At 58.3% G+C, this 23741-nt stretch carries 17 protein-coding genes; 10 read left to right on the top strand and 7 right to left on the bottom strand.

What is annotated here, in order from left to right:
• From ABIL25_02240 to ABIL25_02230, 3 genes are all read right to left on the bottom strand, one after another.
• Positions 1 to 1835, bottom strand: a 1835-nt coding sequence (locus ABIL25_02240; GenBank protein MEO0081096.1) for a hypothetical protein, incomplete at its 3' end; no start/stop codon positions are given.
• 225 nt (positions 1836 to 2060) lie between these two features.
• On the bottom strand, positions 2061 to 4958 hold the full coding sequence (locus ABIL25_02235; GenBank protein ID MEO0081095.1) for an SBBP repeat-containing protein: 2898 nt from the start codon (positions 4956 to 4958) through the stop codon (positions 2061 to 2063).
• Between the two features lie 185 nt (positions 4959 to 5143).
• The gene (locus tag ABIL25_02230) at positions 5144 to 6574 is read right to left on the bottom strand and encodes a metallophosphoesterase family protein (GenBank protein ID MEO0081094.1); all 1431 of its coding nucleotides are present in this window, start codon (positions 6572 to 6574) and stop codon (positions 5144 to 5146) included.
• Positions 6575 to 6647: 73 nt separating this feature from the next.
• Here ABIL25_02230 and ABIL25_02225 point away from each other — a divergent pair, with 73 nt between their 5' ends.
• From ABIL25_02225 to ABIL25_02180, 10 genes are all read left to right on the top strand, one after another.
• Positions 6648 to 8108, top strand: a complete 1461-nt coding sequence (locus ABIL25_02225; protein MEO0081093.1) for a FlgD immunoglobulin-like domain containing protein — start codon at positions 6648 to 6650, stop codon at positions 8106 to 8108.
• A 148-nt stretch (positions 8109 to 8256) separates the two neighbouring features.
• Positions 8257 to 9111, top strand: a complete 855-nt coding sequence (locus ABIL25_02220) for a carboxypeptidase regulatory-like domain-containing protein (protein ID MEO0081092.1) — start codon at positions 8257 to 8259, stop codon at positions 9109 to 9111.
• A gap of 120 nt (positions 9112 to 9231) precedes the next feature.
• Positions 9232 to 10392 carry a DNA polymerase III subunit delta gene (holA, locus tag ABIL25_02215; protein MEO0081091.1) on the top strand — a complete coding sequence of 387 codons (1161 nt, stop codon included), beginning with the start codon at positions 9232 to 9234 and terminating at the stop codon, positions 10390 to 10392.
• Complete coding sequence (leuS, locus tag ABIL25_02210; protein MEO0081090.1) at positions 10385 to 12985, top strand: leucine--tRNA ligase; 2601 nt, start codon at positions 10385 to 10387, stop codon at positions 12983 to 12985. Before holA ends, leuS begins: the two co-directional genes overlap by 8 nt.
• The gene (locus ABIL25_02205) at positions 12982 to 13386 is read left to right on the top strand and encodes a hypothetical protein (GenBank protein ID MEO0081089.1); all 405 of its coding nucleotides are present in this window, start codon (positions 12982 to 12984) and stop codon (positions 13384 to 13386) included. Before leuS ends, ABIL25_02205 begins: the two co-directional genes overlap by 4 nt.
• Before the next feature lie 9 nt (positions 13387 to 13395).
• Positions 13396 to 14943, top strand: a complete 1548-nt coding sequence (gene guaA / locus ABIL25_02200) for a glutamine-hydrolyzing GMP synthase (GenBank protein ID MEO0081088.1) — start codon at positions 13396 to 13398, stop codon at positions 14941 to 14943.
• 26 nt (positions 14944 to 14969) lie between these two features.
• On the top strand, positions 14970 to 15803 hold the full coding sequence (locus tag ABIL25_02195) for a DUF3108 domain-containing protein (GenBank protein MEO0081087.1): 834 nt from the start codon (positions 14970 to 14972) through the stop codon (positions 15801 to 15803).
• A gap of 186 nt (positions 15804 to 15989) precedes the next feature.
• Positions 15990 to 16916, top strand: coding sequence for a hypothetical protein (locus ABIL25_02190; protein MEO0081086.1), 927 nt, complete (start codon positions 15990 to 15992; stop codon positions 16914 to 16916).
• Between the two features lie 862 nt (positions 16917 to 17778).
• Positions 17779 to 18819: a FlgD immunoglobulin-like domain containing protein gene (locus ABIL25_02185; GenBank protein ID MEO0081085.1), complete on the top strand. Its 1041-nt coding sequence runs from the start codon at positions 17779 to 17781 to the stop codon at positions 18817 to 18819.
• A gap of 43 nt (positions 18820 to 18862) precedes the next feature.
• On the top strand, positions 18863 to 19156 hold the full coding sequence (locus tag ABIL25_02180) for a hypothetical protein (GenBank protein MEO0081084.1): 294 nt from the start codon (positions 18863 to 18865) through the stop codon (positions 19154 to 19156).
• A gap of 193 nt (positions 19157 to 19349) precedes the next feature.
• Here the strand turns inward: ABIL25_02180 and ABIL25_02175 are convergent, their stop codons facing one another.
• From ABIL25_02175 to ABIL25_02160, 4 genes are read right to left on the bottom strand one after another with little or no spacing between them, the layout of a single operon-like run.
• Positions 19350 to 20399, bottom strand: a complete 1050-nt coding sequence (locus ABIL25_02175; protein ID MEO0081083.1) for a uroporphyrinogen decarboxylase family protein — start codon at positions 20397 to 20399, stop codon at positions 19350 to 19352.
• Entirely contained in the window at positions 20396 to 21832 is a 1437-nt protein-coding gene (locus ABIL25_02170) for a 2-hydroxyacyl-CoA dehydratase family protein (protein MEO0081082.1), read from the bottom strand. Before ABIL25_02170 ends, ABIL25_02175 begins: the two co-directional genes overlap by 4 nt.
• A 3-nt stretch (positions 21833 to 21835) precedes the next feature.
• Entirely contained in the window at positions 21836 to 22981 is a 1146-nt protein-coding gene (locus ABIL25_02165) for a 2-hydroxyacyl-CoA dehydratase family protein (GenBank protein MEO0081081.1), read from the bottom strand.
• Positions 22978 to 23631: a corrinoid protein gene (locus tag ABIL25_02160; protein MEO0081080.1), complete on the bottom strand. Its 654-nt coding sequence runs from the start codon at positions 23629 to 23631 to the stop codon at positions 22978 to 22980. The genes ABIL25_02165 and ABIL25_02160 overlap by 4 nt, the downstream gene beginning before the upstream one ends.
• Positions 23632 to 23741 lie beyond the last annotated feature (110 nt).

The following is a 23741-nucleotide window of genomic DNA, read 5'->3' as shown; positions in this document are numbered from 1 at the left end:
GTGGTGTCGTTTGACCGCCGAACGTCGTAGGACAAGCTAGTGAAGCTCACGACGTTGTGTACACCCAGCGGTTGGGCAATCCAGTTCGGAAAGTCAATCGTGTCATACTGGCCCGGAACAAGCGTTATCCCGGACACCGTCTGATTGTACACTGAGCCGATTTGTAATGTGGCCGGGAATGTCTCAGTGGTGTTGCCGAAGTTATACACGATCGCCCGTGGTGTTATCACTGTGCCTGAGTCAACTATGCCGGTTGGCGCTAGTATTGCGGTCGCACCGACGTCCATGTTCCGGACAATCACTGAGTCGCGTTTGCAGTCATTGCCCGGGATTATGTCACCAGTTGCCTCGGTTGAGCAGGAGACTGCGAAGGTGCCGCGCGGGCTTGCGGTCCAGGCCGGAAAGGTGACAACTGCAAACTGGCCGGGTTTGTGTCCGGTCACGGTCGCGGTCTGATTGTAGCCGTTGGCGACCTTCATTCGTACCGTGTAGGAGACAGTGGTGTTGCCGTAGTTGTAGGTCGAGCAGGCCGGGATAATGACTACACCCGAGTCTACGACGCCGATTGGCGCCATCAGCCGGTGGCAGGAAACGTCTACTCCAGGACGCACAATCTGGGTGACTTCGGTCCAGGTGTCGTTGGCCGGAAACAGGTCACCGGCGAGCATTGTCGAGCATCGCGCCACATACGTGCCGATGACCTGAGGCTGCCAGTCCGGAAAATAGATTGTATCCTCGGCCCCGGCCCGGATTGTCTTGGTCCTAATCTGGTTGTACCCGGTACCGATGGTTAGTCTTACCGGGCAGGCGACAGTGCTTGCCCCGAAATTGCGCACAACGACCTGGGGCGTGATGACCGTAGCCGAGTCGTAAACCCCGCGTGGTGCAACAAGCGACATAATACCTACATCCGGTGAAATCGGTGAATACCAGCCGTCCAGCTTGTAGATATAGTTGTCCGGGTTCTGCATGATGGTAATCCAGTAGTCACCGTTGCGTGGGTCCCAGGCTACCCCACGGGCATTGTTTACGTAGCCGGCTAGGTTCGGCAGTTTCGCGCGGTGGATGATTGCCATGTTGTCCGGGTTCAACTCAAACAGGACGCAACTATCGAGGATGCCAGAACCGGAAAAGAACGAATACAGAAGCAGTAAAGTGGGCCAGTTCGGGTTTGTGTTGGAGTAGTCAATGTCCAGGCATCGTGCGCCTGAGTAGCTGTACCCGAGATGGTCCAGTCCGAACCGCTGGAGCACGTAACCCATCGTGTCAGTAACGTAAAGGCTGCACGGAAACACGCCCTCTGGCATCCGGTCAACAAGGTATAGCCGCTTGGCCCGTTCGTTGAATGCGATGCCGGTCGGGTAGCGCGTGCACGGCGAAGGAAACTCGCGCTTGATAACACCGGTCACCGCATCCATCTTGTACACCCGCTTCAGTTTTGAGGAATGAAGCCAGACCGACCGGTCATACCGGCAATAGGCCAGGTCCTGAAACGAGTCGGTGACCGGCGACGGAACATAGCTGTGGATGATGGTCTCGGGCATCGCCGGGTTGGTCGAGTCGGCCGAGCGGTAGCGCCGCACCCGGTTTTCCCAGAAATAGTTTGCGTGTAACTGGTCATTCAGTCCTTGGTAGGAAACACCGTACAGCCCCCAGCCAAGCCCGCGCAAATCCGGCATAATGAATGGCCCCCAGACAACAGACGGAGGCGGGTCCTCGTAAGGCACGCGCTTCGGGTAGGCATACTCACCACCCGGCACTCCCTGGGTTGCCTGAGAAGACACAGGCATGAGCACTGCAACCATAACCGCGAGCATTATCATTCGGCTCCGCATCTTGCTCCTCCTTGAGTTACCAACTCCTTACGCCGACACTTCTCGTCCTACTGTGCAGAACGATAGGTCGGTGGATCTCGCGGTACGCGGGCCTCGACCATTCGTTCCGCACCAGGTGACATGAACCGGGCTGTTGCCAGCAGCCCTATCACTTCAGGTTTCTCCTTGCATCGTTTCCTGGCCAAGCATAATTGCAATTATTGCTGCCGTCAACGTCATTCTTGACTATCGCTGGATGACGAGCTTTTGAGTGGCAGTTGCGCCGTCCGCTTCAAGGCAAACAAGATAGATTCCATTGGCCAGCCTGCGGACGTCTAACGGGATCTCAAAATGCCGGTTACCCGTTGCCAGTGGCCGGACGAGGACACACCGTCCGGCAGCGTTGAAAATACGCAACCGGCCACCGGACGACCTGCCGGCCTTACCGCTGAGCCTAAGCGTCGCCCAGTCCTTCGCAAGTGGATTGGGGAATAGCTGAAACCGCAGCATCTCGGTCGCGACGTTGGCAGCTTGTACTCCGGTCCGGGGTTCAGGGACAGCCGTTCCGTCGTAGTCCGTACCTGGATAGTACTGCCAGAACTCAAACGTCTTGTTGCCTTTGAGCGCCCATACGTATCCGCCGCCAAAGGTGAGGGCACCGCCGCCTTTGACCGGTTTGTCGCTTGGCAGTCTTGGTAAAGAATCGAGCTCAATCCAGGTGTCGGCGAGTGGGTAGTAGGCCCAGAACTGGCACGTGCCGCCTTTGAGCGCAAATATCCGACCGGTGCCAAAGCACATTGCGGTTCCCATCTTGGCCTTCTTTTTCCGGCCGCTGATATTATACAACGGCATTGATTCGCACATGTACCAGGAGTCGCCATCGCCAGGCTTGTAGGCACAGAGCCAGTTGTAGGAACCCATCAGCGCATAAAGCGTGCCGCCGGCATTCACCAGGCAGCTGCCGTCGCCCCATCCTTTGCCTTTGGCTGTGCGCGGCAGCGTATCGAGCGCAAACCAGGTGTCACGCTGCACATGATAGGCGTAGAACTCGGTAGTCTTGTTGCCCTTCATGCAGAAGACAAGGTCCGAATCCGGACCGGCATGATAGAACGCCAGCCCAGCCCCGCCCTTGACTTTCTTCTCCTGCGGTCCGGCCGGCACGCTCTCGCACTGCGTCCAGGAATCCCGCAGCGTATAGTACTTCCAGAATTCGAGCGTACTGTTTCCCTTGAGTGCAAACACAAGCGAGTCGTAGCGGTCGTAGCACAAAGCCCCGCCTTTCTTGACTGTCTTGCGGCGGTCCGGGGCGAAGGGTAGGGACTCAAGCTGGTGCCAGGTGTCGCCGGAAATCTCGTACCGGTAGAATTCGTTGGTGCCGTTACCCTTGAGTGCAAACACTGCCCAGTTTGATGACGTGTACCGGCCATAGCAGAGCGCGCCGCCATCCTTAACCCCTCTGAGACTCAAACCAGGACTGACGTCGTCGTCCAGTTTGGACCAGCCCGGCATTGTTGTCCACTGCACCACAAACTGAATCTCGGCGGTGTCGTTTACCGGGTTCTGATCCCCTGCCCGGTAAGTCGAGCAGCGCAGCGTATAAGAACCAGCCTCGGCATAGAACGCACGGAATACGACCAGTTGGTCATCACTGGGCTCAAGCCCGGCCACCGTCTGCACATCCGAATGCACCAGCGTCGCACCACGATATAACTTGACATAGGTCTGGAACGTATCGGTCACCAGGCCGTAGTTGGCAAACCTGACCTGAGGCGCCAGTGGCTGGGGCGGCAGCTTCTCGTTCGGTTCTGGGTCAACAAACGCAGCAATTCCCGGGTCGCGTTCGAAGTACTTCAGGGTTATCATGTCGTCTTGGTCGTTGCCGTCGCTGTAACCAGTCACGTAAACTGCACCGGTGCTGACCGTGATCGCGGTCCCGCCGTCATCAAACTCCTCGCCGTCCCAAGAAACAGCCCAGACCCGGTTGCCGGCATTGTCATACTTAACCGTCAGAATATTGAGCCACCTATTCGGGGTTTCGCTCGTACCGGTTACATAAACATTTCCGTTTTCGTCAACCGTCAGCGCGAAGGCAGTATCCTCGCGACCACCACCCTCGCCATAGTACTGCCGCCAGGCTTCGCTGCCGGCCGCAGTGTACTTCACTATAGCAAAGTCGGTCCCAGGAGCAGGCCGGTTGGAATAGCCCGCAACAAAGCAGTTCCCAGAAGCATCCAATCCGAGACAGAAAGCCTCATCCGCATTTGCGCCGGACACATTATGCCGGTTTACCCAGAGTTGTGCGCCGTCCGGGTCGTACTTCAGCGTGGCAAAGTCAAGGCCGGTTGTTGTACCGGTACTTGTTCCGGTGACATAGACATTGCCCAAATTGTCAACGCCAATTGCGGTCGCGTAGTCATCGCTGCCGGCTGAGCCGTCGTAGCGTCTGACCCAGTCGAGCGAGCCGCCGGCATCGAGCCGGGCCACAAGATAGTCGCTCGTACCTGCGCTCCGCTCGTACCGGCCGCACACGTATACTCCACCCCCGGGTGCGGTCGCAACGCCGGTCGCATAGCTAGCCAGGTCGCCAACATCAGGCGGTATCTGCACGGCCCACTGCTCGATACCGTCCGGGTCGTACTTCACAACCGTGGCCTCGTCGTGACCGTTCTTGCGGACATGTCCTGCGACAAGCAAGTTCCCGAGTCCGTCCAAGGCCAGCGATGTCGCCCGGTCGTTGCCTGAACCCGGACCATTGTAGAACCTGGCCCACTGCTCAGCCCCGGTCGCCGGGTCGTATTTCATGACCAGAAAGTCCTCAGTTGCATTCTGCACGTAGCCGGCAACATACACCCCGGTGGCTGACAGCCGGATTGCGACTGCCCGGTCGTTGCCCGCGACCGTGCCGGACTTGCGCTGCTGCCACAGCGCCAAGCCGGTGGCCGAGTATTTGATGGTAAAGCAGTCTTCGTCCACGTCGGTGCTGAATCCAGTGACGTAGACGTTGCCCGCAGCGTCCGTCGCCAGTGCCAGCGCCCGATCGAAACTGTGAGCCGGGCCGTCATATCGCTGCTCCCAGCCTTGGCCATGACTGACCATGGTTACGACGACAAGCCCTGCAACCGACAGCATACTTCTGTTCATCATCTAGGCCTCCTTAATCGTTCTATGACGACGATGCGGCTCGCCCGGCGCAGACAACAAACCGGAGAGCAAAGCCAGGCTCACTGTGCCAGGATGATTCTAGCGCCTGAACCTACTCCAAGTCAAGCCGACGCTCTAGCTGTTTGGACCAACTAGACCGCCCGGTTTCAGATATGTTGCTTCTTGGCCTATCTTGCAAGCACCACTCGGACAACAGAATACCCGGGCCACCAATGCCCCGATTTCCGGCGCAGTGCACCAGACTTGGTCCTGAGTACGCAGAAGTACTGTCCCGGTGTTACACCTGCCGGCTTCCAAGTTACCGTGTGTTCGCCCGGCTGAAGCATTTGGTCGAGAAGAGCCGCAACCTGGCGACCGCTGGGGTTGAATAGCACAAGTTCGATGTGCTCTGGTTCACTCAATCGGAAGCTTATCCGAACCTGCTGAGCAGCGGGTAGCGGCAGGGCGGTAGGTCCGGATACCGATAGGTACGAGACTGGCCCGGTAGTGAGCCAGGTGTGCGATGCGACGATGGCGAATGAATCGAACACGGTTCCGTCCGGCTTGATTCCGCGTGAGAACACGGTGTCTCCCCGGATGTCAAGCAGTGTGAAGTGATAGGTCGCCTGGCGGTACACAGTCCAAGGCTGGGCTGCATTCCAGCCGGTAGCCAATGCTGCGCCGCCGCCGCCGGTCGTAATGTAGTGCACTCCGCTCACAAGGCTGTGCTCGTAAGCGTGGACATGACCGTTGAAACACACCCTGATGCCGAAACGCTCGAACAGTGGGCACAAATATTGACGTGCCCGCATGTTGCCAGTGTACGCCTGATTAGTGGTGTAGGGCGGGTAGTGAAACCAGACAAATACGTGACGAATATTCGGGTTGGCGCTATCGGCGAGAAGTTCGGACAAGAACCACTCGTACTGCTCGCTGCCCGGCGCGTAGCTCGAAGAATCGTCCAGACAGTGGAACGCCGCATTTCCGTACCGCACGCTGTACCAGCGCTCGTTGCCCGGCAAGCAGAAGAATCGGCGCCAATTGGTGATGCTGCCCAAATCATGGTTACCAAGACACGGGAAGAATGGTGTCCGGCAAAGCAACGGTCGCTCGACGTTGAAGAAAACCCGGTACTCGTCCAGCGTTCCGGAAGCAGTGACGTCGCCACAGTGGACAAGCAACCCGGGCCGGGGTTCGACGAGGTTCATACGGTTCACGACCGTCTGCTGGGTCGTGCTGTCGCCATGGGTGTCGGCGTACACGATAAGCCGAAAAGGCCGGTCTGGACTGGCGATTGTTGAGAACTGTGCGTCCGGGGACGTATCCGGCTCGGAAATCACACGGTAGTGATAGACCGTATCGGCAACGAGGCCGGACAGTGTCAGCTCATGGACGGTATCCGGCGTTGAATGTGATACTTCAAAACCGTACCCTGAGGAAAAACCGTATTGCACCAACCCTGGCGCAGCGGTAGATGTTTCCCATCGGACCACCGCACTTGAATCGGTAAGGTTCTGGACATATGGATACTTGGTAAAAGCTGCCTCGGCCGTCCCAGCGAAGAGCAGCGCCAAGCTGAATTGCGACAGTCCGGCCGGTATAATCCGCACTGCACTCACCAATTCCAGCCTACGCAAGGCAGTTCTGCTGTCAACCGTATTGGCTTGACAGTCAGACTGGCCATACCTAACCTTGTTCCCGTATATGGCTGCGCTTCTGACCATTGTCCTAGTGACGATGTCCCGCGAAAGTCTTCCCGGGCCAATCGTCCATCCGTACTCCTTTGAAGTGTTGTCGAACAGTCGTTACTCGGTCCACTCCGGGTTTACCGACTCCTTACCAAGGCAGGTACTCGCGAATGTATTGTGGGCCATGAATCGGACGCCGAGGCTGGGCGTTAACAGGACATTCTACGTCGCAACCCGTCAAGGAGTTTACACTTACGAACCGGCGGGCAATGTCCTGGTTCTACACAGGGCTGGCGACCTGCGCTATTCCTCATCGGCTGCGTTTGAAGTCGGTGTCGCTTGCGATCGGCACGAAGAGGCTGGGATGGCTGTCCAGGCCGGACTTTTGGCTGGGGTTGCGTTTGCGGACTCGGCCGGGCCGGGCGTAGCCTCTTGTCCGATGAAGTGGGCAGCAGATTATGCCAATGCAAACTGGGCACCAAGCAAGCCTATTCTGATGGTGAACCTGTACGGCCGGGCCGAAGTCAGAGGTCTTGATACCACTCGGATTGCGGCTTGCTCTGATTCCAGTCTGTCCAGACCCAGAACATCCGGCCCAGACACTTTCGAACTCGTGCTAATGGGACTTGGGCAGGATTCAGTATTCTCCTCGTTGCCATTGTCCGCCGAGGTCCTATCCCAACTGCTCTGGTCCGGATACGGCCCGACGCCGCACACAGTCTACAACGGCCGTATTGGCCTTACTGTGCCGAGCCCAGCTGCCAGCTATCATCTCACCGGCCGTATCTATCTTGTGCGCGACGAGGGTGTTGACCGTTACCACAACCGGCTACCATCCGGCAGCACGAGCACGGCCGACCATCGGCTTGAGCGCATCCTTGCCAGCGACCGCAGACCGGAATTGCGTCAGGCCTGCCCAAGGATTCCATCGACCGGCCAGGCCTATATCGTCGTCTGTGTTGGCGATACCGGTTCCTATGGCCCGATGCAGGAAGCCGGATTTACCGCGTTTCAGTACCTTGCCCAAGCCCGGGCGCTCGGCCTTGCGGGATTTGTGACTGCACCACTGACCCGGGCTGAGCGACAGGACATCGCTCTCGCACTCGGCCTGCCACCAGGCGACCATCCCGCAATCGTGTTTGCGGTTGGCGAGCCGGCAACCGGCATTACCGAGCCCAAAGACTCATGTATCGTAGAGGTCATTCGGGCTAGACCGGTGCTGGAGCCGGACGAAGAGCTGACTGTGGAATACCTATTGCGTCAACCCGGTACGGTACGAATTGACGTTTATGACATGCTGGGTCGGTCGGTCTGTATTTTGCTTGACGCCAGGCAGCCTGCAGGGGTTCACCGCATTACCTGGAATGGCCGGGACGAAAACGGCCACCGCGTCAAAATCGGTAGCTATGTCGTGAACATCCAGTCCCAAGGCTCCACCAGTCAGCATAAAGTAGCAGTGTTCTAGGACGCTACCTACGCTCAACGCTTCCCGTGCCACGCCTGCTAGCCGCCAGCCGGACAGGAGAAGAAACAAGAGCCAGCTAGTCCCGAAAAACGGAGTAGTGACCTGTAGGAGCAGGTTGGCTGGAAAGGGAGTAGCCGGAAAGGCCTGCTTGCCTTCTGGCCCTCTGCCATTACTGACCATCCTGGCCGCGCAGGTCGTGCTTTTTTTCTCCTGTTCTTCACCCGTATTGTTCGTTGCACACGTGTATGACGCGGAAACTGGCCGCCCCCTGCCTGGTGCGCTCGTGACGATTGAACCGACCGGAATGATGGCTGCGGTTGATTCTACTGGCCGTACCCCGATCGCGGCGGCTTGCCCGAACGCACGCCTCGGTGTTGCCAGCAAGGGGTATCGGCCAGCTGCCTTTGTACTGACCACACCAGTCCACAGGAATGACACGGTGCTGATTGACGCCGGAATCTACCCTGACCTGCCCAGGATAGTACAAGGCCGCGTAATCAAAGCCGGGTCCAGGACCGGCTGTTACCCGGCCGTTATCACGACCGGCAGTCCGGAAACGGTAGTGGCAGTTGAACCGGACGGCTGCTACCTGCTGACCGACTTTCCGCCCGGGCCGCAGACCGTTACCGCGTCCTGCTCAGGATTTGCCGCGCAGACCCGAATAGTACAGGCAAAGGGCGGCGATACGACCAGACTCGACTTCTTCTTGCACGATACTACCGACGTCGGTGAACTAGACGGTACCGTTCTTGATGCAACGACTGGAACCCCGGTTTCTGGTGCGCTGCTTGCCATTGAGCAGACCGGCCGGTCAACGATGTCCGATTCGGCTGGCAACTACTCATTTAGCCAGGTTCCAGCCGGCGAACACCGGATAACCGGCCATGCGGACGGGTATCGGGAAAAGACAATTCCTTTCCGCATGGTCAAAGGCTGGGCCGTAACCGTTGACTTCGAGCTCGTCCCGGCGCAAGGGACCGGGAATCAGGGACCTCGACCCTAAAAATCCCAACCGGCCAGAAACTTCGACAAAGTGGAAAGACCGAGCTCTTCCGGCTACTCCATTTCCGGCCACGTCCTGTCCAGCCTGATGAGATTGACTATCTTCAGGCTCTGACTAACATTGAGTTTTGGAATAATGATGCGAGACCGGAATCGGAAGAAGAACCCTGCAGGCCAGGACGTACTCGCGCAGATTGACCGAGGCGAGTTTCAACCAGTGTATGTTCTCCTTGGGCCGGATTCGGTACTGGTCGATACGATAATCGCCAAGCTGAAAGAAAAAGTGGTCAACCCCGGGCTTGAGGCGTTCGACTTGGAACTGCTTGCGGCCGATGACCTTGACGACGAAGACTTGGAGCAGCGACTGCGGCAATTGCCGGTTGGTGCGCGCCGGCTGGTCGTCATCAGGGACATTACCCGGCCGGGACGGGACGGTGTCGTGTTTGATCCGGAACTTCGCAAGAGTGGCGTCGAGAAACTCTGTCAGACAGTGGCGCAAGTCCAGAAGCCAAAGTCCGGAATCCACAATCCCACAATCGTAGTACTGACCGGACTTTCCTCAAAGCCACTTGCGTCCCTGCTTACTACAACCGGGCTTGGTCGGTTCATCGTCGAAATGAAGCAGCCCGAGCGGAACGACCTTGAATCGCTCGTGTCGGCATGGGCGCAGGAACGCGGCATTACTCTGACACCCGAAGCCGTGGAGTTGCTCATCGAGATTTCCGGGACTGATACCGGAACACTGCGGGGTGAGGTCGAAAAGCTAGCCACCTGTCTTGCACCCGGAGCCGAAGCAACGGCTGCCGACGTGCGCGAGCTGGCCGGTTCATCCCGCGAGTACGCATTGAATGAGTACGTGGAACTTGTGACCAGGCGTGATGCTGCGGCCGCACTCGGAGTGTTGCGCCGACTCGAAGCTGCGGGTGAGGATATTCCCCGCATTGTTGCCTGGCTGACGACCGCATTGCTTGACCTGGTCGGTGCAAAGGCCAAGTATGTCTCTTCCTACGCCCGGCGTCGTATCGGCGATGCGGTTCAGCTTTGGCCGGACTTGGCCGAGTTGAACGCAATCCTACGACAGCTATACTGGATTCAAAAGGCGATGCTTGAGGGCGACCTTGAACCGTTCGCCCGGCTTGAGCTACTGACTTACTGCGTTGGCTGTGGTCGGTCCTCTGGCTGGTGCCGGCTTGCTGCGGACGGGCAGTACTGGCGGGCGTGTGTACGCCGGCCTGGCCGTACTGGTGTCGCCGGGAAGAAAGTGGTGGAACCGGATGTTTAGGAAACAGCCATCTGAACAAAGGCGAGTTGCGTACCCGGCCCGGCAAATCGAGGCCCGCTGGCAACATTACTGGGATGAACAAGGGACGTTTCGCACCAATCCGGACCCGAAGCGGAAGTTCTACGTATTGGTCATGTTCTTCTATCCGTCCGGCGACGTGCACATGGGCCACTGCCGGAACTATGTCATTGGCGACGTGCTGTGCCGGTTTCGCAAGATGCAGGGGTTTGACGTGCTCCATCCGTTCGGGTGGGATGCATTCGGCCTGCCAGCTGAAAACGCAGCCATTGCCCATGGTAATCACCCAAGTTACTGGACATTCGAATCAATCAGAACCGCGCGTCGCAGCCTGAAGCTTCTGGGAATCGGCTACGACTGGGACCGCGAAATCACGACCTGCCGGCCTGAGTACTACCGGTGGAATCAGTGGCTTTTTCTGCGGCTGTATGAACGCGGGCTCGCGTACCGCAAGGAAGCGCTGGTGAACTGGTGCCCGGCCTGCCAGACCGTACTGGCGAATGAGCAGGTGGATGAAGGCGTCTGCTATCGCTGCAAGACTGCGGTCGAAAAGCGTAAGCTGACCCAGTGGTTCTTCAAAATTACCGAATACGCACAGGCGCTTCTTGATGGCATCGAGGAACTGAAACAGTGGCCTGAGAGCGTACGTACGATGCAGCGGCACTGGATCGGTCGGTCTGACGGGGTTGAGGTTGATTTCCGGCTGGAACCACTTACCTCGGAAACCGCCGAACCTTCCTCCTTGCCGGTGTTCACGACTCGGCCGGATACACTCTGGGGCGTGACGTTCATGGCGCTTGCGCCCGATGCCCCACTCGCTGAGACAATTGGCATAGGTACGGGCCGGGAAGCGGAAATTGAGGAGTTCCGGCACCGAGTATTGGCGCGGCCGGAAATCGAGCGCACCGCTGCGACCGGAGACAAACAAGGTGTGTTCACCGGCCGGTACGCCATAAACCCGGTGAATGGCGAACGGGTGCCAATATACATTGCGGACTTTGTGCTCGGATCGTACGGTACCGGGATGATAATGGCCGTACCGGCCCATGACCAGCGCGACTTCGAGTTTGCCCAGAAATACGGCATACCAGTAAGGGTGGTCATTCAGAATCCCAAATGTCCTATTGCTGGTCCAGAATCCCTGACTGCGGCCTACACTGAGCCGGGCGTGATGGTGAACTCCGGACCGTTCGACGGCACGCCTTCAGAAGAGGGTATCCAGAAGGTCTGCGATTATCTAGAGAAGAAGGGGCTAGGTCGTCGTGTCACCAACTACCGTTTGAAGGACTGGCTCGTGTCGCGCCAGCGGTACTGGGGTACGCCGATACCGATGGTACACTGCGAGCGGTGCGGGATTGTGCCGGTGCCGGATAAAGACCTGCCGGTACTTCTGCCGGAAAATGTCAAGGACTTCAAGCCCAAAGGCAAGTCGGTGCTGGCCGGGGTTGAGGAGTTCTACCATACTTCCTGCCCGAAGTGCTCCGGCCCGGCAACCCGCGACCCGGACACAATGGATACGTTTGTGGATTCGTCCTGGTATTTTCTGCGCTATACCGACCCACACAACGACCGGTTGCCCTTTGCCAAGGAGGAAGCAGACAAGTGGCTGCCGGTGGATGAGTATATCGGCGGCATCGAGCATGCGACCGGGCACCTGATATTTTTCCGGTTCTTTACCCGGGTGCTCTATGACCTTGGTATGGTTTCGGTCAAGGAGCCGGCAAGGGTGCTTCATACTCAGGGGATGGTTAGTCTGAACGGCGTCACGATGTCTTCCTCGAAGAATGTCGGTATCTGGGTTGGCAAGTTTGTCGAGGAGGAAGGGGCGGACGTTGCCAGACTAGCGATTTTGTTCGCGGCGCCACCGGAGAAGCCGCTGGACTGGACTGATGACCTTGTTACAGGCGTAACCCGTTTTCTTTCCAGAGTATGGCGACTGTATGAGGAACACGGTGACAGCGTTACATTCGAGCCGCCCGATACTACGAAGCTCAAATCGGCTGAACGCGAGCTGTACATCAGACTGAATCAAACGATACAGAAGGTTGCTGATGACATCGAGGCGTTCCAATACAACACCGCGATCGCGGCGCTGATGGAGTTTCTTAACCATCTTTACGCGTGGACCGACAGGATGCCGGGACGCAAGAGTGGAAACGTCGCCGATCGAGCACCGCAATCCGAGTCCCTGAACTATGACCATGCTGAACTTGCAGATGCTTTGTTTGGCTTCTGTCTGGGCCGATTGATATCCCTTCTTGCGCCGTTTGCGCCACACTTGGCTGAGGAGCTCTGGCATCGGGTACGGCCTGCAGCCGGCTCGCTTTTCAGCGAGCGATTCCCTGAGCCTGACCGTCGGTTTCTTGTGTTCGACGAAATGGAAGTTCCGGTGCAGGTTGACGGCCGGCTGCGCGGCCGGGTCCTGGTGCCGCGTAGCGCAGGCGAGGTGGAAATCAAGGCCAAGGCTCTTGCAGATGAGAATGTCGTCCGCGCCATCGCGGGCCGCAGCGTTACAAAGGTCATCTACGTCCAGAATCGGCTGGTGAATGTTGTTACGACCGGAGGCACGAAGTGAGACTCCTATTCTGGCTGTTGGCCTTGGCCGGAGCCGTACTGCTTGGCTACCTCCTGCACGAGTTCATCGGGCACCGCAAGGCGCAGGTTGAGACTCTCGACTACGGTGTGTCCGCAAGAGAAATCGAAGCATACCGGGTCCGGGCCGAGTCGCTCAAGACCGAAGCTGAGAAGTTGCGTGTCCGGCTTGAAGCCACCGGGCGCCTGCGCCGGCCTGCCGTGCGGCAGCGTCTTGAACTGCTGCTCGACGAGATTGCCGCGCTGGAGCGGACGATCGAAATGTGGTACAAGTCAAAGCGGCTTCGCTCAGACGTGGACCTGGTCCGGCAGACAATTCTGCTCTACGGTGAAGCCTCGGCTGCGGCCCGCGCACTGGCTGGTGACACCCTGCCTGACCGGTAGGGTCTAGCTTTGGACCGGATACTAGTTCTTGACTTTGGGTCGCAGTATAACCAGCTTATTGTCCGGCGGGTGCGCGAGCAGCACGTTTTTTCCGAGCTAGTCAGCCATCGGATTTCAGCGTCCGAGGTGAGGCAGCGGGGTGCATCAGGCATGATTCTTTCCGGCGGGCCGGCAAGCACGCTTGAAAGCAATGCGCCGATGCCGGACCCGGGCATATTTTCGCTTGGCATACCGGTACTTGGCATCTGCTACGGCATGCAGGCTATCGCGCGGCTGCTCGGCGGTTGGGTACGGGCCGGTGAGCGGCGCGAGTATGGACCGGCCACGCTCAAGGTCGTAGCTGACGGCTCACAGCCAGCAGCTTCACCCCTGTTTGCCGGTCTACCGGGTGAGTCCCGGGTATGGATGAGTCATGGCGACCATGTGGCGCGGCTGCCAAGAGGATTCCGGTCTATCGGCCGCACGCGCTCGATTGGGTGCGCCGCATTTGCGGATGAAGCGCGCCGTATCTATGGGGTTCAGTTCCACCCGGAGGTCGAGCATACCGAGTCTGGCCGCCAGATAATTGCCAACTTCCTTTTCCGTATCTGCCAAACCCGACCGGACTGGACTATGCGGTCGTTCATCAGGGAAAAGACCCGGGAAATCCGCGCGCTTGTCGGCAATGAGAAAGTCATCTGTGCGGTCTCAGGCGGAGTCGATTCCACGGTGATGGCCGCACTTCTGCGCCGGGCAATCGGGGCCCGGTTGCTGGCGGTGTTTGTAGACAATGGTCTTCTACGCAAGAACGAGGCGGCCGATGTCCGGCGGATGCTGGGCCGGAGATTCAACCTGCATGTCGTGGACGCAGGCGAGAAATTCCTTGCCCGACTCGCGGGTGTGGCGGAGCCGGAGGAGAAGCGCCGGCGCGTCGGCCGTACTTTTATCCGGGTGTTCGAGGAAGCTGCGGCCCGGTTCGGCCCAGTACGTTTCCTTGCCCAAGGCACGCTCTACCCGGACTTGATAGAATCCCGTTCGGCGTTCGGCGGTCCGTCCGCAACAATCAAGACTCACCATAACGTTGGCGGGCTGCCGAGGAGAATGAAGTTTGAGCTGATTGAGCCGCTGCGCGAGCTTTTTAAGGACGAAGTCCGAGAGCTGGGGCGCGCACTCCGACTGCCCGGCAAGATTACCGGCCGGCATCCGTTTCCCGGGCCCGGACTTGCGGTGCGGGTTGTCGGGCCGGTTACTAAGGAGCGGCTTCGACTGTTGCGCGAGGCCGACGATATTCTTATCAACGAGCTGCAACGCGCCGGACTGTACGACCGGGTCTGGCAGGCATTCGCGGTGCTGCTGCCGGTCAGGTCAGTCGGTGTCCAGGGCGACAGGCGTACCTATGAGCATGCGGTTGTGTTGCGGGCCGTGACTTCGACCGACGCGATGACCGCAGACTGGGCAAAGCTGCCTGCAGACTTCTTGGCCCGGGTGTCAAACCGCATTGTCAATGAGGTGCGGGGCATCAACCGAGTTACCTACGATATCAGCCCGAAGCCACCCGCGACAATCGAGTGGGAATAGCTAACCATCCATGATAGGAGCCTAATGTGACAAGAAAACAAGGATGTTGTCTGCTGTCTAGTTTCCACCGTCTGCTCTTTTCTGCCTCTTGCCTGCTTCCCATTTTCTTCCTACTCTCGTGCCAGTGCGGCCGAACTGACCTCGAGGCCCGGCTCAACCTCAGCCTGCCCCCCCTGCCAGATGGTGAGATAAACCACTATCGCGTGCGGGCACTCGACGATTCAATCGGCACGTACACCACCACGATCAAATACGACTGGCTCCAGCCGGCCAAACCCGATGAGGAACCGCTGCCGGTTTACATGGTTGTTCTTGTGACTCGCACCCGGACCGGCAACGTGCCGGTGACAGATTCTTCGTTCCTACACGTGCGCCGGGATAATCTTACCCCGCGGAGCTCGTTCCGGTTTATCTGGACCGGCCCGGCACTTGCGACGACCGCAGCCAACTACGGAACACAGTCAGTCGCCGTATCGAGCTTTGCTGCAGGTGAAGAGCGACGACAGTTGTTCCCGATTACCGCCAAGACATACGACATTGACGGTCTGGTGCTGCTTGGTCGTGCGCTGAAACTGGAGCCAAAGAAGCCTGCGCGGTTGACGGTTATCAATCCAATGGGCCCGCCGTTTGGCGGTGCGATGTACGAGGCCGAGTTCCGTCTTGCCGGAGATGAGCAGATTTCAGTGCCGGCTGGAGTGTTTGACTGCTGCAAACTTGAGCTGTCCATGGGCGAGGAGCAGATTGACCTGTGGTATGAGAAAGCCGGTACCAGACGGCTTGTCCGCTTTGTTGCAAAAGGGTCAGGCATCACAATTGAACTTCTGCCCCCATCTGGGCAGATGATACAATCTGTGCCATGACTAACTGCGTGGTATCAGGGGTTCTACTCCTGACACCAGACTTTTGAACGTCAAAGACCAGAACTGCACGCTGCGGTACAACTTGTGGCGCAGCAGGGCATTGCTAACCGGCAGAGAAACAGAGGGTTGTCTTTTGGCACATCGGTTGCAGGAATGTTGCAGGCAAGCAACAGAATGGAGGCTATAATGAAGTACGTTCGGTCAGCGCTAGTTTTCGTGTTCGTTATGCTGTTGCTCATTCCGGCCGGGTGCAGCCGGAATGACGACGAGACGGCTATCCGCAATCTGCTCGGTTCTTCAGTCTACACCGACGAGAACAGTACCCGCAGTTATGGTTCTAGTGACTCAACCCCAACCAGTGGCGATGAGTCGAGCGACCAGTATGAAATGATTCCATTCGTCCGGTTCCGCCGCTACATTCCGCCGGGTGGTATGTCCAGAGTTGTGCGCGTCCAAATCCCGGCCTATCCCGGTGACCCGGACACAACTGCGCTCGCCACGATTACCACGACGATCAACGGTGACTTCCGGACCATGTTCGACACGACGACTAACCCGATTCTAATATGGCGTAAGCCGTTTATTGACGAAGCGGTGCGTACTGTTTATCTGACCAAGAGCCGAGACCGCTGGCGCATTCGCAGGTTGTCGCCGGTCCGGTTTGCGACTGTTGACCCGCCCTATGAGCTGAAGGTAGCCAGAATCGAGGTTCACGCCTGGTCCTGGTCAGACTCAGACACGTTTCGGCTCACCACTGCTGATACGCTCCTAGCCAAGGAGGAACTGCCGAGCTTTGTCCCGGAGGACACAGTGTGGGTAAGGGTAACGGTTTCCTCAAACGGTGATTCGTCCTGGGTGTTTCTACACCACGGCCGGCCTGTTGTGCCGCACCACCGGCGTCGCGCCTATTACAGGACATCAACGACGACGTTCGAGCGGCTCTGGTATATCGGACTTGAGTCAGCCGGGGTGGTGAGTGAAGTCCGGCCATCAGGCCACGACGCCATCGGCTGGGGCACGCTCTGGGCCGACACATCCAAACCCTATGTAGCAGCCGCATGGGGTGTGCCATATATCGTGCGCCAGCCAGGACAGCCGATTCCAGAGGATTGATACGTCCCAAGTTCTTGCGCGGTGCCTGACCAGGGCTTTGCGCTGCCTGCTGATACATGCGTAGTGCGTCAATCCTGGTGTGCGGGTCGGCCTTGTCGCAGTTCGTAACTGTCTGAGAAGCGCAACTTACAGCCGCAGGCTGCAGCTAGGCCGCGCCTAGCCACATAATTGGCGCATTGTTCTGTGTTGTAAGGCGTTGAAATATCATCATTTGCCCAATAGCGTCTGGCACGCAGCTTGCAATCTTGTCTGGTAGTAATGCCTCTGCCTACAGCCTCCTTGGGACTGACTGTCGCCTGGTGGTCTGATGACAGGAAGGCCGGCGCAGCACTATACATCTCTCACCCCTTGCAGTCACCCCTCAACACTGGCCGTGTGAACCCCTCGGCCATGCTCGAACGTGCCCCATCCCATGGCACAACGACTGCATTCCAGACAGACTGTGTCGACCTTCCTGTCGTTCCACCCCCTTGCTCTTACGTGGCCTGACGTTTCCTGAGTCTTGAGTGATTTTTCTTGGCGCACCGCACAAGACGTGTGCTGGTCGTCGCAGCCGCATCATCCGTAGATTCAGCAGGCTAGCCAAGTAGTCGCGTCCGGCCTCGGACATGAAGCGAACCACGGTCTGAAGCGGCCGGTTGCCGCAAGGCCTGGTTTCTTCCGTTACTTGCTGATTTGAGCCTGGTGCCGTGGTGATGGCACGGCCTGTGCAGAAGTATAAGTATCACCCAAGTGTTGAGGGTGACAGGGAAAGGGGAAATGACGAATGTCAAACACGAGTCTTCACACGCGGGACAATCGTCGTTCACCCGAAAGGGCTGAGGTGTGCCCTTGAACACCTCACTGCAGGAGGGTATGAGAGATGAAGACGATGAACTATCTGGCACTGGTGCTGGTTCTGCCGCTCGTGGCGTTGGCTTTGGAGCCACCCACCCCAGTGTCGCCTGAGCCTGGAACCAAGGGATTGAACCGGACGGTCGAACTGGTCGTTGGTTGCCCAATTGAAGTTGAGGAGCTCAACTTCCGGGTATTCAGTACGATCGGCGAGGGTGAAAAACCATTCGCCGAGATCTACACCAACCAGTTCCAATGGCTTGCGCCCTGGGGATTTACCCGGACCCCGGGCGAGACCGGATTTGAGCCGGGCCAGACCTATTTCTGGACCTGTCGGGCTCGAATCGGTGAGGAATGGTCAGCATTCTTTGAGCCTCTGTGGTACTTCAGTATCGTCAAGTCCGAACCGCCAGTTGATGCTCCGGGTCAGCCCGAGCCGAGAGTGCCGCCCGCACCGCCGATACCGGTCAGCCCGGAGCCTGGCAAGAAAACGACGGAGCCGAACATTACGCTTGTAGTTGCCGCACCAGCCGGGATGGACCTGTTTCACTTCCAGGTATTCAAGGTCGAAGAGGGAATCCAGCAACCACAACCGAGGTGGGAGACCTACACCACCGAATGTTTCTGGAAGATTCCGATGATGCCGCCGATTGAACTTGGCATGTACCGGTGGAGCTGCCGCGTCTATGACGGCGTGGCCTGGAGTCGCTGGTTCGAACCGTCATGGACTTTTGAGCTTGGCAAACTCCCGGAGCTGACCGCGAACCAGGGTTGGCGGAATGAGAACGAGAGCAGCGCATTGACGCTGGCCCAGAATCCATGCGGCGTAAGCGGAACCGAGATAAGCCTGAACCTAGCCCGAGGCGGCCAGGTGTCAGTCGAGGTGTACTCGGCAACCGGAAGAATGGTAAAGCGTCTTCTTACGTGTTGCCGGGCTGAGCCTGGGACATACTGCGTGGCATGGGACGGCACCGACGAAACCGGCGGACTGGTGGGAGCCGGGACCTACCTCTGCCGGGTCCAGACTGACGACCTCCACCAAGTCGTCAAGCTCGTGAAATCCCGGTAGCTTCCTCCTTGCAGGGCCCCGGTGCAGGGCGCCGGGGCCCTGTATGGATATGGAAAGCATCGAGGGGTCAACCGTGGCAAATAACTGCATACTCACCGCAACCAGGCCGGTCCGGCCCAGAATTCGACCTCGGTCTGAGACCCTGCCCGGATTCGACCGGTTGCTCCTCTTCCTGCTCGGCGCGACACTCATACTGACCGCTGCTATCCTGTTCTATACGAGGCGCTCGGAAATGACCGCCAGGACGGTGCAGAACGCAATCCGAGACGACCTTGCACGAGCCTGCCAGGAGCGGGCCGAGCTGACCCGGACGTTGCTTCGGGCCGAAGGGCAGTGAACGTCCTTCGGCGTCATCGAACACATACAAGCTACTGTTGCTAGACCAAACGCAAGCGGCAGCCCGGTTTCTTAGCTGAGCCCACTAGTAGGTTTCACCTCGAGGGTGTCTTGTCGGTCATCGCTCAGCAGCGGTTTCTCAGGGTTGTTCACTCCAGGCTATCAGTGTCCAGTTGTTAGCTGTAGATGCTACGCTATACGCGGCCGAACTGCGGATTGGCGCCGGCTTCGCTGCAGGCCCGAATGAAAGTTCTAATATTCTCCGCCGGAGTAGCAAGGGGGATTTCGCACCCAGTAGAGGCAATATAGCCCATCGGACATTCTCGGCCTGTGGCAACCATCTCGCTGGCGGCCTGCGCAATTGTCTCTGGTGAAGACAGCCAGATGTCAGTGGTGTGGAAGTTGCCGATGAGGCGACAGCGGGAGCCGGCCTTCGCTACCGCCTGTTTCAGGTCAATCCGGTCAAGGCTCAAGAGATCAGCACCAGTGTCGGGCAAAAGTTCCACTATTCCTGAAGTATCACCGCAGATGTGGAGAATGACATCCAGGTCGTAGCGGTGCCAGTAGTCGATGACCCTTTTTTCGTAAGGCAGGCAGAACTCGCGGAAATGTTCGGCCGAGACGACGCTGCCTGAGGCCAGAGGGTCAACCAACAGGGGCAGGGCACCGGCTTCAATGCAGGCCCGGGAGAAGTCTATTACCGCCCGGGTGGCCCAGGCAAGCAGATCATGAATCTTTCGCGGTTCGAGCATAAGGCCGAGGAGGAAATTTTCGGTTTCCACTAGGTGCTGGCAGGTGGTGAAGGGAGCGGGAATATAAGCGAGTATCGGCACCCGATCGCCGACAGCCTCGTAGGCAACATCGATGGCTTCTAGGTAGACGCAGAGTCTGCCTTTCTCAGACAGGCTGGAGAAGTCCGTCAGGGCAGATTCGTCGGGCAATTCCTGCCAGCGTGGCCGCACCAGCATGGGCAGGTCGTCTTGGGGAAACTCAAACTCCGATCCCAGCGCTTCAGCGATAATGCCGACTTCAGAGAAAAAGGAAATAAAGTCGTGGCCGTACTTTTCCCGGGCCAGAAGTTGAGCCTCGGCCATGACTCTTCCATCGGTCACGTACTCGCTCACGCTGATGCTGGCGACCCGGGCCGCATGAGAAGTGACCAGGGGGAATACCGGGACTCTATCCTGCGGTTCGTCTATTACCAGCAGATTGAAACGTTCGCGCGGGGTAAGCAGCTCTTTCATCTGCCGGCAAGACAGATCTGACTTCTTCGTTCGGCCAGGACCTCAAGGAATGCCTCAATGCGGGTGCGCAGTTGCTGGCTTATTTCCGGAGCCGGGTCAGGCACATCAAACTCGAGCACTGGAAGACCGAGTGCTTCGCGTACGTAGTGGGAGATGAGTCTGGTTTCCATGGCGCAATGGGAGCCGCCGAATATGCCGGAGATAACAACGCCGTCTGCCTGGTGTCGGCGTGCCTGCGCAATGACTGACTCGGAGCGCTGCCGGGTCGTGCCGATGAGCGAGGCAGCCAGGAACGATTCGGCGATTGCCTCCAGGGGCGGGTTGTCTTCGGCGATGATTTCCAGGGCCTGGTTGATGACGTACTCAGTGCCGACAATCCGGCAGCCGGCGTCCTCGAAATAGCAGAGAAACAGAGGGTCAGCCGGCGGTGTAACCCAGACGATACGGAGGGCGTCTGCGGCGGTTACTGACTCGCCGTTTTCCTTCCTGCGCTCGGCAGTTTCTGCCAGGTGGACGAGTATTTCGGTCCATTCATCAATGTCTGAATAGTGGTGCAGACAGCCGAATTCCACAATCATCATTTCCAGTGCCGGCAGCAGGCCCTGGCCATAGGCCAGTTCACGCAGGTGCGCGGTCAGTCGGCGGATGCGGTTAGCCTTCTGTATACCATGATGCAGTTCTTCTTCACTGAGGTGGTGACCGGTGAGCTCTTCCAGCTGTTTGACTATGCGGCGGTATTCCTGCGCCAGAAAGGCGACACTCTTGGGGTCTGGTTTGTCTGCGATGGAAGCAGGGCGGACCGGCTCTTCAGCCCAGATAATGTCGCGGGCAAAGGCAGCGGCAAGCTGCTCCACCGCGGCATAGTCGTCGCAGGAAGCACCCGAAGAGGCAATGCACAGGTCCGGGTCAGGAAAGTAGGCATGTTTGGCAAAGGCGCCGAGCGCGGCCCGGGAATAACAGGTGGCTTCACCGATGCCCAGTTCGGCTGCGGCTTCGAAAAGCACTTTGCTTTCCATGACGAATGGCGTCCACCACAGACAGTCCGGGTAAAAAGCGGTTACGCCGGGAAAGGAATTGACAATTACTGGTACCGCGCCCAAGTCGCCCAGACAGGCGACGACCTTGCGGCCGAGCTGCCGCGCGCGGAACAGACGTTCGGTCTCGTTCTGTACAAAACCCCACAGGCGCAGCGCGGCCAGCGAGTTGTCGTACTTCAGACGTTTGAGATGTCGGCAGCCATAAACGGCAAACTGCTGGGGCGGAAACAGATACGCAGACCAGCGGGCCGGGCCACCCCGCTTCTCCTGATCCCTGCGAAAATAGTGATAGTAATCCACCAGCAGTTCATCTGGAACCTGCAGAAACAGTTCGCCCCACTCCGTAAAGCTGATGCGGCGGGCTGGCGGGTCTTTCCAGAGATTCTCAGGTACCAAGTTTCAAGCTTCCAGCGATTCGAGAAAAGCCTCTAGCCGGGTACGAATCTGGCCGCGGTTCTCGGGCGCGTAGTTGCTCTCAATGTGCAAAAGCGGCAGACCGGTTTCCTTGCGCAGCCTTACTTCTTCAAGCTTCCAGGGGTCGCAATAGAGGAGAGTTTTGAGAATGACGCCTTGCACGTGGTTGAGTCTTATCAGCTCGCGGATACGCTCGTAGGTATAGTCGTTGGGTCGGCGAAATACAGCCGGCTGGCGGAAGAAGTAAAAAGAAGCGAGGTCGGCGAGTGGGTTACCCGTATCCGGGAAGCTGTCGGCAAACCAGGCCCTACCTTCGGACAGAAGGTCGGCGACAATATCTGCCTGTTCCTCGATGGCGTTGACAATCCAGCGGTCCTCTTCTGCCAGCTCGCTGCCCAGAAGCATCAACCTCGGCCGGCCGGCCTTGGCCGTCGGTGCTGTGCTCCGCGTCACCCTCTCCCTTTCATTCCCTCCCCCTTGAGGGGGAGGGAAGGGTGAGGGTGAGTCTGGCGTGAAGCGTGAAGCGTAAAGCGTGAAGCGTTCTGGTTCCAGCACTGTGGCGAGAGTGACAAGGTCCAGCACCTGAGATTCGGCAAGGCCGGAACCTGCCAGTCGCCGCAGCGCAGCTCGCAGTGCCTCTTCGGCTCTGATCGCCGTGGCCAGGGCCGCCTGGTCAAAGTCCGTGCCACAGAAAGAAGCCATATCCCTGCCCATCTGCTCAAGCTGACGGGAGAATTCACTAAGCCGGTGTGGAAAAGGTTCAGAGTTGCGGGGCAGATATAGTTCAAACGTGGGCAGGTCAAAGTGCACCCGGACAGATTCAGGCAGTCGTCGAGCGAGGTCGCAGGTGTTCACCGAAGCAAAGGCATCAACCAGGCCATAGAAGCCGGCCTGACTCAGGGAGAAATTCCCCAGCGTGGCCAGACAGTGCGGACAAGCATCCGGCCGAAGAAATGACAGACCGGCGGTTTCGGCATCGTACCCACCGCGCAGGAGCCGCACCGGTATGGCGCCGACTGAGCGAATAAGCTCTACCGGCACGAAATGCGAGGAATAGCCGATGACTTTGCGGCCAACCTTGCGCAGCTCCGCCAGCTCAGTCAGCCGTTCCTTGAGAAGTTGTTCCCTCATCGCCCTGCCATCAGCCGCTCGAACTCGGCAACAGCCGAGTATGCATCAGGAGCGTAACCGTCCGCGCCGATACTCTGGGCAAAGCCGGCTGTCACCGGTGCGCCGCCGATAATTACTCTCGTATCCTTGCGTAGTCCAGACTTATCCAAAGCCTCAATGATGATGCCCATACGCGGCATAGTTGTTGTCATCAACGAAGAGATGCCAATAATCCGGCAACCATTCTCGGCTGCACGTATGAAGGCTGAGTCGGGCGCATTCCGGCCCAAATCCAGCACCTCGAACCCGGCTGCCTGCACCAGAACCTTCACTATGTTCTTGCCGATGTCGTGAATATCTCCCTGCACCACACCCAGGGCAACTTTTCCACGGCTTACGGTCTGCAATTCGGCTTGCGTCAGCCGCTCCTTGAGAATATCAAACCCCGCATACATTGCTCTGGCGGCAAGCAGCACCTGGGGCACGAAATACTCGCGGCACGCGAACTTCTCGCCGACTAACTTCATTCCGGCGGCAAGACCTTCGGTCAAGGCACGTTCGGGCGGTATCTTCTGATCTAGTGCCTTTCTGGTCAGCTCGGCCACAAGCTCAGGTTTGAGTCGTACCACTGCCTCGGCCAGTTGTGCCAAAAGTTCGGATTGATTGTTCACCGAACTATCTTACCGCATCAGGCCAGGTTGGCAACTTGCTTCAGACGACCGCGGTACGAACAGCGACTCGCGGGCAAAGCGGTCGCTGGCGTCCAGTGCGTTGCACCGGG

This window comes from candidate division WOR-3 bacterium, assembly GCA_039801365.1.
Classification (GTDB): Bacteria; Hydrothermota; Tepidihabitantia; order Tepidihabitantales; family Tepidihabitantaceae; genus JBDRUN01.
This window is presented reverse-complemented; position numbering and strand designations above follow the sequence as displayed.

Coding starts and splice junctions, on each gene's coding strand:
- ABIL25_02235 (MEO0081095.1), bottom strand. CDS start 4,958: ATGATGAACAGAAGTATGCTGTCGGTTGCAGGGCTTGTCGTCGTAACC.
- leuS (MEO0081090.1), top strand. CDS start 10,385: ATGTTTAGGAAACAGCCATCTGAACAAAGGCGAGTTGCGTACCCGGCC.
- ABIL25_02190 (MEO0081086.1), top strand. CDS start 15,990: ATGAAGTACGTTCGGTCAGCGCTAGTTTTCGTGTTCGTTATGCTGTTG.
- ABIL25_02185 (MEO0081085.1), top strand. CDS start 17,779: ATGAAGACGATGAACTATCTGGCACTGGTGCTGGTTCTGCCGCTCGTG.
- ABIL25_02180 (MEO0081084.1), top strand. CDS start 18,863: ATGGATATGGAAAGCATCGAGGGGTCAACCGTGGCAAATAACTGCATA.
- ABIL25_02175 (MEO0081083.1), bottom strand. CDS start 20,399: ATGAAAGAGCTGCTTACCCCGCGCGAACGTTTCAATCTGCTGGTAATA.
- ABIL25_02165 (MEO0081081.1), bottom strand. CDS start 22,981: ATGAGGGAACAACTTCTCAAGGAACGGCTGACTGAGCTGGCGGAGCTG.